This is a genomic window from Mesorhizobium sp. ZC-5, from assembly GCF_025753855.1.
GTDB lineage: Bacteria > Pseudomonadota > Alphaproteobacteria > Rhizobiales > Rhizobiaceae > Neomesorhizobium.
Genome location: NZ_JAOWPT010000004.1, coordinates 506,110 through 517,846, shown reverse-complemented (window position 1 = coordinate 517,846; position 11,737 = coordinate 506,110). Strand labels below are relative to the sequence as shown.

Below are 11,737 nucleotides of genomic sequence, written 5' to 3'. Positions count from 1 at the left end.
CGGCTGTCCGGGGTTGGCATTTGCGATGCGATTGCCGATAGTTTCGGCCATGGCCGACACCCGCTCGCACGACCACCTCTTCCCCGGCGTTCCGCTGGCGCTCGGCTCGGCTGCCCTGTTCGGGGCCGCCCCGCCGCTGTCGAAACTGCTTCTCGATACTGTCCAGCCCTTCATGCTCGCCGGTCTGCTTTATCTCGGCGCCGGTGTCGGTCTGGCCGCCTACCGCCTGTGGCGCGGTGCGGCGGATGCGGGCGAAGCGCGGCTGCGCCGCGAGGATCTGCCGTGGCTGGCGTTGGCCATCGCCATGGGGGGCATTGCCGCGCCCGTGCTGCTGATGTTCGGCCTTACCCTCAACACAGCGTCGAGCAGCGCGCTCCTGCTCAACCTCGAAGGTCTGGCGACCATGGCGATCGCCTGGCTGGTCTATCGCGAAAACGTCGACCGGCGTCTGCTGGTCGGCGCGTTCGCCATTCTTGCCGGCGCGGTCCTGCTGTCGTGGCAGGGGCAGGGCGTTGCGTTCAATCTCGGTGCGCTGCTCGTCGCGGCGGCTTGCGTTGCCTGGGGGCTCGACAACAATTTCACGCGCAAGATTTCCGCCACGGATCCTGTCGTCATCGCCATGCTCAAAGGTCTCGTGGCCGGCGTTGTCAATGTGGGGCTTGCCCTGGTCGCCGGCGACGCGCTGCCGGCGCCCTCCATCATTGCGGCCGCCGGCGCGGTCGGCTTCTTCGGCATCGGGGTCAGTCTGGTCATGTTCATCCTGGCGCTGCGCCATCTCGGCACGGCGCGCACCGGCGCCTATTATTCGCTCGCGCCCTTCGTCGGCGCGCTGCTGGCGATTGTCATGCTCGGCGAACCGTTGACCTTGAAACTGGCGCTGGCCGGCCTGCTGATGGGCGTCGGCCTATGGCTTCATTTGTCCGAGCGGCACGACCACGAGCATGACCACGAGGCGCTGGAGCACGAACACAGCCACGTCCACGACAGCCATCATCAGCACCACCATGACGGACCGGTGACGGAACCGCATTCGCATTGGCACCGGCACGAACCGATGCGGCACAAGCACCCGCACTATCCCGACCTTCACCACCGGCACGATCACGGCGTCACGTCGGCGTGATGAGAGTGTCGCCCCCGGCTTTTCACTCCTCCTAAGCAATTGCGAAGTCGGAAAGCCGCAGCGCGGCAATGGAGAAGCTTGCTCAAATAAACATGACTAAACAACTCATATTATCTTGCCAGAACAATACCTTATCCCAAAATTTGACCGATTGATAAAAAAATAAACTGTGCTAGCCTTCCTCAAAACAAGAATGGGGAACTTCGAAAATGGCCGAAGGTCTGTTCAAGGAAGGCATCGCCGCCGCCCGGCTGTCGCCGGAAAAATACGCCGACAATTTCTCCGACCTGCATCCACCGCTCGATCATCACGAGGCGCTGGTCGAATCCGACCGCTGTTATTTCTGCTACGACGCGCCTTGCATGCAGGCCTGCCCGACCTCGATCGACATTCCGCTGTTCATCCGCCAGATTTCCACCGGCAATCCGATCGGCTCGGCCAAGACCATCTTCGACCAGAACATCCTTGGCGGCATGTGCGCCCGCGTCTGCCCGACCGAAACGCTGTGCGAGGAGGTCTGCGTGCGCGAGGTGGCCGAGGGTAAGCCGGTGCAGATAGGCCGCCTGCAGCGCTACGCCACCGACGTGGCGATGGCGCAGAACAAACAGTTCTACGAGCGGGCCAACAATACGGGTAAGAAAGTCGCTGTGGTCGGCGCCGGTCCGGCCGGTCTCGCCGCCGCGCATCGCCTCGCCCGCTACGGGCACGAGGTCACAGTGCTCGAGGCGCGGGAAAAGTCCGGCGGCCTCAACGAATACGGCATCGCCGCCTACAAGAGCACAGACAATTTCGCCCAGGCCGAGGTCGATTACGTCACCGCCATCGGCGGCATCTCGATCGTCAACGGCAAGGCGCTCGGCCGCGACTATGCGCTGTCGGATCTGACCGCGAGCTACGACGCGGTGTTTCTCGGTCTCGGCCTTACCGGGGTCAACGCGCTTCGCGCCGAGGGCGAGGAGAGTGATGGCGTGGAAAATGCCGTCGAATTCATCGCCGAGCTTCGCCAGGCGCGCGATCTTTCCGCCCTGGAGGTCGGCCGCCGCGTCGTCGTCATCGGCGGCGGCATGACGGCGATCGACGCCGCCGTGCAATCCAAGCTGCTCGGTGCCGAGGAAGTGACGATCTGCTACCGGCGCGGCAAGGAGCATATGAACGCGTCCGAGTTCGAGCAGGACCTCGCCACGTCGAAGGGCGTCACCATCCGCCACTGGATGCAGCCGAAAATGGTCGTCGCCGAAAACGGCAGGGTCGCCGGCATCGAACTCGAATACACGGCGATGGCCGGCGAAAAGCTCGCCGGCACCGGCAAGACACTGCGGCTGGAGGCCGATCAGGTGTTCAAGGCGATAGGCCAGAGTTTCGACCCCGCTTCGCTCAACGGCAGCGGCGCTTCGATCGCCATGGAGGCCGGCCGCATCAAGGTCGATGCCGAAGGCCGCACCTCGCTGCCGAAAGTCTGGGCCGGCGGCGACTGCATTTTCGGCGGCGACGACCTGACCGTCTCGGGCGTCGCGCAGGGCAGGGACGCCGCCGAAAGTATCCACCTGGCATTGATGGGGGGATGAATGCAGGAACTCACGAAAATTGAACGTGCCGCCTTGGCGATCATTGAGACGCTTGAGGATGCGCAGCGGTTGAGAACTTACATTGCAAATGCGAGACGCGAAGGCTCGGCGGCTGTCGAGCGCGCCGCCTTTGCCAGGCTTTGTCTGGTTCAGCCGGAGGCTAATCCGGGGACGGTCGAGCACGATGTTTGGCAGTCGATCTACGCACTAGAAGAAATGCTTCGAGACGAGCGTGGCAAGACAGTTCGGCTTAGCCGGACAAGGCAGAAAATCGCTCGGGATGGCGAGGCGAAGACAGTCTCGGATCTCACAATGAAACCTGACCCATCCGCCGGTTTCTTCGATCTTGTCGAACGGGGTTACCCCGAACTCACCTTTGAGGCGGTTGTGATTCGCCATCCAAAGACGTTCGATCAAGTGGTGCAGGTAGCCGCTCGGGACCGGCTGTCCAAGGCTAACGTTCATCCAGACGATTTCTTGCATTCAGCTGAAGGAACTCAACATGGCTGATATCCGCAACAACTTCGTCGGCATCAAGTCGCCCAACCCGTTCTGGCTGGCCTCGGCGCCGCCGACCGACAAGGCCTACAATGTCATCCGCGCCTTCAAGGCCGGCTGGGGGGGCGTCGTCTGGAAAACGCTCGGCGAGGAAGGCCCGCCCGTGGTCAACGTCAACGGGCCGCGCTACGGCGCCATCTGGGGTGCCGACCGGCGCCTGCTCGGCCTCAACAACATCGAGCTGATCACCGACCGCGACCTGTTCGTGAATTTGCGCGAGATCAAGCAGGTCAAGAAGGACTGGCCCGACCGCGCCGTCGTCGTATCGCTGATGGTGCCTTGCGAGGAGCATTCCTGGAAGGCGATCCTGCCGCTGGTCGAGGAGACGGAAGCGGACGGCATCGAGCTGAATTTCGGCTGCCCGCACGGCATGTCGGAGCGCGGCATGGGTTCGGCGGTCGGCCAGGTGCCGGAATACATCGAGATGGTGGCGCGCTGGTGCAAGCAGTACACGCGCATGCCGGTGATCGTGAAGCTGACGCCCAACATCACCGACATCCGTTATCCCGCTCGCGCGGCGATGCGCGGCGGTGCAGATGCCGTTTCGCTTATCAACACGATCACCTCGATCACTTCGGTCAACCTCGATTCCTTCTCGCCGGAGCCTTCGATCGACGGCAAGGGATCGCATGGCGGCTATTGCGGCCCAGCGGTCAAGCCGATCGCGCTCAACATGGTGGCGCAGATCGCCCGCGACCGCGAAACCCATGGCCTGCCGATCTCGGGTATTGGCGGCGTCACCACCTGGCGCGATGCCGCCGAGTTCTTGGCGCTGGGGGCGGGCAATGTGCAGGTCTGCACGGCTGCCATGACCTACGGCTTCAAGATCGTCCAGGAGATGATCGAGGGCCTGAAGAACTGGATGGACGAAAAGGGCCACGCGAACCTCGACAGCATCATCGGCCGCGCCACGCCCAACGTCACCGAGTGGCAGCACCTCAACCTCAACTATGTCGCCAAGGCGCATATCGATCAGGATGCCTGCATCAAATGCGGCCGCTGCCACATCGCCTGCGAGGACACCTCGCACCAGGCGATCACCTCGATGGTCGACGGCAAGCGCCACTTCGAGGTGATCGAGGAGGAGTGCGTCGGCTGCAATCTCTGCGTCAACGTCTGCCCGGTCGAGAACTGCATCACCATGGACCCGCTGGCGCCCGGCGAACTCGACCGGCGCACCGGCAAGACGGTATCGCCGATCTACGCCAACTGGACCGAGCATCCGAACAACCCGATGGCCAAGGTGGCCGCGGAATAGCGTGATCTTCGCTCCCCCTTGAGGGGATCGTGCCGACCCCGGATTTGATCCGGGGGAGGCGGGTGGGGTCGTCTCGGCGGCGCTTAAACGTCCTTGGTGTCGTAGAAGATCAGTTCGACGCCGCCGTCGGCGAAGTTGCCGAGATCGGCAGCGGTAGCCTGTCCCTCCGGCGAACCGAGCCCGGCCTTGATGTCGTCGAGGCTGTCGAAATGCAGCGCCGCCACCAGATGAAAATTCGACGGACCCTCGGGACCGAGCGCGGTGCCGCTGCTCACGTCATATTTGCGCAAGCCAGGGATCTTCTTGGCAAGCGGCACGTGCGTGGCGAAATAATAACGGTCGAATGCCGCCGGATCCTTGGGCGTCCGGTACAATGCGAGAAGTCTAGCCATCGCTCTCTCCCTGGCTGATGCGGCATAGCCGCTCATTTCCGATGCCCGCCAGGCAGAATGGAGTATCGCGCCGCCCATGGGTAGCCGGACCAAAGTCCCTGTTCGAGCCTGACCGGATCACCGTCCGCTGTGGTTTGAGGACAATTTTTGTCCACTGGCTTAACAAGCGTGTTTTAATTCCTCGCTAGGGTGAAGGGCAGCATGGGTGGCAAATGTCCATCGAGCAGATCTGGAATTCCTTCTTTTATCAGGTGAGGCTGCTGTTCATCGACGCGGCGTCGCCGTTCATTTTCCTGTTGCGGCAAGTCGACCTGGAACTGAACGCAGCCCAGGTGTGGATGCTTTTCTTCACCTTGCTGTTCGTGGGATACGCGGCGCAATTTCTCTACACGGATTTCGTTCTGGCGCGCCGCGGACGCCGGACGACGGGGACGGTCGTCGGGATTGCACCGGGCAATGAGTCATCGGATCGCCCGAAGATCGAATTCCGTGACCAGTCCGGCCGCGTTGTGGTGTTCACGTCCCACCTTGGCGTCAACGCCGTGACCGGGACGATTGGCGCGCCGGTCGACATCGTCTTCGATCCCCAACGCCCGAAGCGAGCGCGCGAGGTCGGACGATCCGGTGCCAAGGCATATCACCTGATCATCGTGGCCGTTTTTATCGCAATGCTGGCTTTCGCCACGGTGATGGCCAAGGATGCCGTCTATTGAGGTCTGAGCCCGTTTAGGAAAAGCTCTTCCAGGAATCGCGCCGCGTCCTCGAAGCGGCCGTCCGCGCCACGGTCCGGTCCAAGTACGGCGCGTACCTGGACGTCGAAATCTGCATAATGCTGTGTCGTTGCCCAGATCGAGAAGATCAGGTGATAGGGATCGGTCCTGGCGATCTTTCCGTTGCGCATCCAGCCCTTCATGACCTCGGCCTTGTCATCGACAAGGGTTTTCAGTTCGCCTTCCAGCAGCGGCATGATGCGCGGCGCGCCTTGCAGAATCTCGTTGGCGAAGAGCCGGCTCTCGCGCGGAAAATCGCGTGCCATTTCGAGCTTGCGGCGAATGTAGCTCCTGAGTTCCGTCATCGGGTCGCCGACATCGTCGAGTTCGCGCAGCGGCGCCAGCCAGGTGTCGAGCAGGCGCTGCATCAGCGTCTCGTGGATGTCTTCCTTGCGGCGGAAATAATAGAGCAGGTTGGGCTTCGACATGCCCGCCGCTTCGGCGATCTGGTCGATGGTCGAGCCGCGGAAACCTTGCGCGGAAAACACTTCGAGGGCAGCCTCGAGGATGACCTCCCGCTTCTCCTGCTGGATGCGGGTTCGGCGCGGCGCGGCGGCTTCCATGGTCATGCGGCCTGGCCTCGGCGGATATCGTCAAACCGCATCTGGACCAATCTGCTGGACCAGTTTTTCCCGACCTGTGGAGCGCGCTTCCGGAGACCCATTTCCCCTACTATTCCCTTGACCGCCCATCTGGCGGTGTTAACGTTTGTCCAACCGGTCAAAAATTTGCGTAGCACGATTGTGCTCCAAAGACCAAGCGTTGGCCGTGGTGAAACAGCGACACAGGGGAAAGCTTGGTCATGTCCAACAGATTGAAAGTAACGCCGAACGATCTCAGCGCGTTCTGGATGCCGTTCACGGCAAACCGCCAGTTCAAGCAGGCGCCGCGCATGTTCGTCTCCGCCAAGGACATGCACTACACGACGAGCGACGGCCGCAAGGTCCTCGACGGTACGTCGGGCCTGTGGTGCGTCAATGCCGGCCATTGCCGGCCCAAGATCACTGAGGCGATCCAGCAGCAGGCGGCCGAACTCGACTACGCGCCGGCCTTCCAGATGGGCCACCCCATCGTCTTCGAATTCGCCAACCGGTTGGTCGATATCGCGCCGAAAGGCATGGACCATGTGTTCTTCACCAATTCCGGATCGGAGTCGGTCGACACGGCGCTGAAGATCGCGCTCGCCTATCAGCGCGCCAAGGGCGAAGGCTCGCGGTTCCGGCTGATCGGCCGCGAGCGCGGCTATCACGGCGTCAACTTCGGCGGCATCTCGGTCGGCGGTATCGTCACCAATCGCAAGATGTTCGGCACGCTGCTAACCGGCGTCGACCACATGCCGCACACGCACCTGCCGGCAAAGAACGCTTTCTCGCGCGGCGAGCCCGAGCATGGCGGCGATCTTGCCAATGAACTCGAGCGCATCGTCACGCTGCACGACGCCTCGACGATCGCCGCCGTCATTGTCGAACCGGTTGCCGGCTCCACCGGCGTTCTCATCCCGCCGAAGGGCTATCTGCAGAAGCTGCGCGACATCTGCACCAAGCACGGCATCCTGTTGATTTTCGACGAGGTCATCACCGGCTTCGGCCGCCTCGGCACGCCGTTCGCCGCCGATTATTTCGGCATCGTTCCCGACATCATGGTCACCGCCAAGGGCGTCACCAACGGCGTCATCCCGATGGGTGCGGTGTTCGTGAAGAAGGAAATCCACGATGCCTTCATGAACGGCCCGGAACACGTCATCGAGTTCATGCACGGCTACACCTATTCCGGCAATCCGATTGCCTGTGCCGCGGGCCTCGGCACGCTCGACACCTACAAGGAAGAGGGGCTTCTGACGCGAGGCGAGGAGCTTGCGCCGTATTGGGAGGACGCGCTCCACTCTCTGAAGGGCGAACCGCATGTGATCGACATCCGCAACATCGGCCTTGTCGGCGCCATCGAACTCGAGCCGATCGCCGGCCAGCCGACTAAGCGCGCCTTCTCGGCCTTCGTGAAGGCCTTCGAGCGCGGTGCGCTGATCCGCACTACCGGCGACATCATCGCGCTGTCGCCGCCGCTGATCATCTCGAAGGGCCAGATCAACGAACTGATCGATCATGTGCGCGAGGTGCTGAGGATGGTGGATTGACGTTCCAGGCTCGGCAGCAGGCGACGAGCGAGGTGCTCGTCGATGACGACAAGGTCCGTGTGACGCGCTGGGATTTCGATCCCGGCGCGGAAACGCGTTGGCACCGGCACGGAATGGATTATGTCGTGACGACGATCACGCCATGTGCCTTCCTGCTGGAGGAACCCGGTGGCGGAACGCGGCGTGTCGATATGGCGGCCGGCATTGCCTACCGGCGTGATGAAGGCGTCGAACACAATGTGGTCAACGCCGGCGACAAGCCGATGAGTTTCGTCGAAGTCGAATTGAAAGCGTGAGGTCCTGAACGATGGCCGCTCCCGGCGAAAATCTGCGAATCAATTCAGACCGTTTGTGGGATTCGCTGATGGAGATGGCGAAGATCGGTCCCGGCATCGCCGGCGGCAACAACCGCCAGACTCTCACCGACGAGGACGGCGAGGGGCGGCACCTGTTCAAGCGCTGGTGCGAGGCGGCGGAGCTGGAAATGGGCCTCGACCAGATGGGCACCATGTTCGCCCGCCGCGAAGGCACTGATCCGGACGCACTGCCCGTCTATGTCGGCTCGCATCTCGACACCCAGCCGACCGGCGGCAAGTATGACGGCGTGCTCGGCGTGCTGGGCGGGCTGGAGGTCATCCGCTCGCTCAACGATCTCGGCATCAAGACCAAGCACCCGATCGTCGTCACCAACTGGACCAACGAGGAGGGTACCCGCTACGCGCCGGCGATGCTGGCGTCGGGCGTCTTCGCCGGCATCCACAAACAGGACTGGGCCTACGACCGGGTCGATGCCAAAGGCAAGAAATTCGGCGACGAGTTGGAGCGCATCGGCTGGAAGGGCGACGAACAGGTCGGCGCCCGCAAAATGAAGGCCTTCTTCGAACTGCATATCGAGCAGGGGCCGATTCTCGAGGACGAAGGCATCGACATTGGGGTCGTCACCCACGGCCAGGGCCTGAAATGGCTGCAGGTGACGCTGACCGGCAAGGAGAGCCACACCGGCTCGACGCCCATGCCGAAGCGGCGCAATGCCGGGCTCGGCATGGCGCGGGTGACCGAGCTGGTGCACGAGATCGCCATGGACTACCAGCCGGAAGCCGTCGGCGCGATCGGCCACATGGAAGTCTATCCGAACTCCCGCAACATCATCGCCGGCCGCACGCTGTTCACCATCGATATTCGCTCGCCCAACAAGGAAGTGCTCGACGAGATGGACGAGCGCATCCGCTCGGGGATCGAACTGATCTGCGAGGCGCTCGACATCAGGTTCGAGATCGAGCAGGTCGGCCATTTCGACCCCGTCACCTTCGACAAGGATTGCGTCAAGGCCGTGCGCGATGCCGCAAAGCGCCTCGGCTATTCACATCGGGATATCGTCTCGGGCGCCGGCCACGACGCCTGCTGGATCAACCGCGTCGCGCCAACCGCGATGATATTTTGCCCGTGCGTCGACGGCCTGTCGCACAACGAGGCGGAGGAAATCTCCAAGGAATGGGCCTCGGCGGGATGCGACGTGCTGTTCCATGCCGTGGTGGAGACGGCGGGGATCGTTGAGTGAATTGAATCGGCTACCGAACGCAGCTCACAAGAAGCGCGAACGAAAAGGGGAATTTGACAATGACCAGAGTCATCAAGAACGGCACCGTCGTCACCGCCGACCGCACCTGGAAGGCCGACGTGCTGTTCCAGCACGGCAAGATCGTCGCCATCGGTTCCGACCTGCATGCCGATCACGAGTTCGACGCTACCGGCTGCTATGTGATGCCGGGCGGCATTGACCCGCACACCCATCTCGAAATGCCTTTCATGGGCACGTATTCCGCCGATGATTTTGAATCCGGCACGCGGGCGGGGCTTTCCGGCGGCACCACGATGGTGGTCGATTTCTGCCTGCCGTCGCCGCAGCAATCGCTGCTCGAAGCGCTGCAGATGTGGGACAACAAGACCTCGAAGGCCTGCTCCGATTATTCCTTCCACATGGCGATCACCTGGTGGGGCGAGCAGGTGTTCAACGAGATGGCCGAGGTCGTCGACCGGGGCATCACCTCGTTCAAGCACTTCATGGCCTACAAGGGCGCGCTGATGGTCGACGACGACGAGATGTATTCGTCGTTCCAGCGCTGCGCCGAGCTTGGCGCGCTGCCGCTGGTGCATGCCGAGAACGGCGATGTGGTGGCACAGCTCAGCCAGAAACTTCTTGCCGCCGGCAACAACGGGCCGGAGGCGCACGCCTATTCGCGTCCGCCGGAGGTGGAAGGCGAGGCGACCAACCGCGCCATCATGATCGCCGACATGGCGGGCGCGCCGCTTTATGTCGTCCACACCTCCTGCGAGCAGGCGCATGAGGCGATCCGCCGTGCCCGCCAGAAGGGCATGCGCGTCTATGGCGAGCCGCTGATCCAGCATCTGGTGCTCGACGAAACCGAATATTTCAACAAGGACTGGGACCATGCGGCGCGTCGCGTGATGAGCCCGCCCTTCCGCAACAAGCTTCACCAGGATTCGCTGTGGGCCGGCCTGCAGGCCGGTTCGCTGCAGGTGGTGGCGACCGATCACTGCGCCTTCACCACCAAGCAGAAGCGCAACGGCGTCGGCGATTTCACCAAAATCCCCAATGGTACCGGCGGCCTCGAAGACCGCATGCCGGTGCTCTGGACCAAGGGCGTCAACACGGGCCGGCTGACGATGAACGAGTTCGTCGCCGTGACCTCGACCAACATCGCCAAGATCCTCAACATGTATCCGAAGAAGGGCGCCATCGTCGAAGGGGCCGACGCCGACATCGTCGTCTGGGACCCAAGCAAGAAAAAGACTATCTCGGCCGGCAAGCAGCAGTCGGTGATCGACTACAACGTCTTCGAGGGCGTCGAGGTGACCGGCCTGCCGCGCTTCGTCTTCACCCGCGGCGAGGTGGCGGTGAACGACGGCAAGGTGGACGTGAAGCCCGGCCACGGCGAGTTCGTGGCGCGCGAGCCGAACGCCGCGGTCAACCGGGCGCTGTCGACCTGGAAGCAAATCACCGCGCCGCGCAAGGTAGAGCGCAGCGGCATTCCGGCGACCGGCGTTTGACGGTGCGGCCATGCGGTTAGCTTTCGCGGCGGTGGCATTGTTGACGGCTGGCGCGGCGGCGGCTGCAACGCTCGATCTGCCGGGTGTCTATGGCTCGCCGGAAGGCTGCAAATACCTGAAGGACCAGACACTGTGGGAAGAAGCCGTGACCGTGCTCACCTCCACCCAGTACAAGGACTTCGTCACCGAGTGCGAATATGTCCAGGTGCTGCCCGCGAGCGACGGAAGCCGCATCGTCACCATGCTCTGCCAGCAGGAGCTGGACGTGCAGACCGTCGAGATCGTGCGGGTGGTCAAGACGCCAAACGGCGACGCCTACCGCTTGTTCAACGCCGAGGGCGGGCGACTGGCCGAACTATCGGCTTGCCCGACCTGAGAATGAGCAGGGCCGCCAGCATCCGCGACAGTCGCGATTTCTATTACCCGTCAGCGCGGGACGAGGCCGTCCAGTTCCGGCAGCAACACCACGCTCTCCTGCTCATTCGCGTCGGTGCGGGCGATCACGGCGGTGCAGGGCGCGTCGGACACATTGGCCGGCAGATGCGGCACGCCGGCCGGGATGTAGAACATGTCGCCGGCCCTGGTGACCGCCATGTGCTCCAACCGGTCGCCATACCAGGTCACCGCCTCGCCGGAGATGACGTAGAGCGCGGTCTCGTGGCTCTCGTGAAGGTGGGCCTTGGCGCGCGCGCCGGGCGGGATGGTAACGACATGCATGCAGATGCCGCACGACCCCACGCTTTGCGCCGAGACACCCTCGAAGTAGGACAGGCCTTGCTTGCCGTGGTAACTGCCGGAAGGGCGAACGAGACTGCAGGTCCGCCTGTCTGTTTTGTTCATTGCAGTACACTCGTTGAGCTTGCCGCCGCGC

At 62.9% G+C, this 11,737-nt stretch carries 13 protein-coding genes; 10 read left to right on the top strand and 3 right to left on the bottom strand.

Features of this window, described 5'->3' with window-relative positions; all coding sequences use genetic code 11:
• The first annotated feature begins 25 nt into the window (after positions 1-25).
• The 4 genes from OHD58_RS14685 to preA all read left to right on the top strand — a co-directional run bounded on the left by OHD58_RS14685 (position 26) and on the right by preA (position 4,504).
• Positions 26-1,123 carry a DMT family transporter gene (locus OHD58_RS14685; protein WP_412177216.1) on the top strand — a complete coding sequence of 366 codons (1,098 nt, stop codon included), beginning with the start codon at positions 26-28 and terminating at the stop codon, positions 1,121-1,123.
• 209 nt (positions 1,124-1,332) lie between these two features.
• Complete coding sequence (locus tag OHD58_RS14680; protein WP_263804133.1) at positions 1,333-2,688, top strand: NAD(P)-dependent oxidoreductase; 1,356 nt, start codon at positions 1,333-1,335, stop codon at positions 2,686-2,688.
• On the top strand, positions 2,689-3,198 hold the full coding sequence (locus tag OHD58_RS14675; protein ID WP_263804132.1) for a hypothetical protein: 510 nt from the start codon (positions 2,689-2,691) through the stop codon (positions 3,196-3,198). It begins immediately after the preceding gene.
• Positions 3,191-4,504 carry an NAD-dependent dihydropyrimidine dehydrogenase subunit PreA gene (gene preA, locus OHD58_RS14670; protein WP_263804131.1) on the top strand — a complete coding sequence of 438 codons (1,314 nt, stop codon included), beginning with the start codon at positions 3,191-3,193 and terminating at the stop codon, positions 4,502-4,504. Before OHD58_RS14675 ends, preA begins: the two co-directional genes overlap by 8 nt.
• An 83-nt stretch (positions 4,505-4,587) precedes the next feature.
• Here the strand turns inward: preA and OHD58_RS14665 are convergent, their stop codons facing one another.
• Positions 4,588-4,896, bottom strand: a complete 309-nt coding sequence (locus OHD58_RS14665; protein WP_263804130.1) for an EthD family reductase — start codon at positions 4,894-4,896, stop codon at positions 4,588-4,590.
• Positions 4,897-5,108: 212 nt separating this feature from the next.
• Here OHD58_RS14665 and OHD58_RS14660 point away from each other — a divergent pair, with 212 nt between their 5' ends.
• The gene (locus tag OHD58_RS14660) at positions 5,109-5,609 is read left to right on the top strand and encodes a DUF3592 domain-containing protein (protein ID WP_263804129.1); all 501 of its coding nucleotides are present in this window, start codon (positions 5,109-5,111) and stop codon (positions 5,607-5,609) included.
• Here the strand turns inward: OHD58_RS14660 and OHD58_RS14655 are convergent.
• Positions 5,603-6,229, bottom strand: coding sequence for a TetR family transcriptional regulator C-terminal domain-containing protein (locus OHD58_RS14655; RefSeq protein ID WP_263804237.1), 627 nt, complete (start codon positions 6,227-6,229; stop codon positions 5,603-5,605). The genes OHD58_RS14660 and OHD58_RS14655 overlap by 7 nt on opposite strands.
• 239 nt (positions 6,230-6,468) lie before the next feature.
• On the opposite strand from OHD58_RS14655, the gene OHD58_RS14650 reads away from it, so the two are divergent.
• Genes OHD58_RS14650 through OHD58_RS14630 form a run of 5 tightly spaced genes read left to right on the top strand, consistent with a single transcriptional unit; the run spans position 6,469 to position 11,242 of the window.
• The gene (locus tag OHD58_RS14650) at positions 6,469-7,797 is read left to right on the top strand and encodes an aspartate aminotransferase family protein (RefSeq protein WP_263804128.1); all 1,329 of its coding nucleotides are present in this window, start codon (positions 6,469-6,471) and stop codon (positions 7,795-7,797) included.
• Positions 7,794-8,093 (top strand): cupin domain-containing protein, encoded by a 300-nt coding sequence (locus OHD58_RS14645; RefSeq protein ID WP_263804127.1) that lies wholly within the window; start codon positions 7,794-7,796, stop codon positions 8,091-8,093. Before OHD58_RS14650 ends, OHD58_RS14645 begins: the two co-directional genes overlap by 4 nt.
• 11 nt (positions 8,094-8,104) lie before the next feature.
• On the top strand, positions 8,105-9,355 hold the full coding sequence (locus OHD58_RS14640) for a Zn-dependent hydrolase (RefSeq protein ID WP_263804125.1): 1,251 nt from the start codon (positions 8,105-8,107) through the stop codon (positions 9,353-9,355).
• Between the two features lie 59 nt (positions 9,356-9,414).
• Positions 9,415-10,866 carry a dihydropyrimidinase gene (hydA, locus tag OHD58_RS14635; RefSeq protein ID WP_263804123.1) on the top strand — a complete coding sequence of 484 codons (1,452 nt, stop codon included), beginning with the start codon at positions 9,415-9,417 and terminating at the stop codon, positions 10,864-10,866.
• Positions 10,867-10,876: 10 nt separating this feature from the next.
• A complete protein-coding gene (locus OHD58_RS14630) occupies positions 10,877-11,242 on the top strand; it encodes a hypothetical protein (RefSeq protein ID WP_263804122.1) in 366 nt (121 codons plus the stop codon).
• A 50-nt stretch (positions 11,243-11,292) separates the two neighbouring features.
• Here OHD58_RS14630 and OHD58_RS14625 read toward each other — a convergent pair whose 3' ends face one another.
• Entirely contained in the window at positions 11,293-11,706 is a 414-nt protein-coding gene (locus OHD58_RS14625) for a cupin domain-containing protein (protein ID WP_263804121.1), read from the bottom strand.
• Between the last annotated feature and the right edge of the window lie 31 nt (positions 11,707-11,737).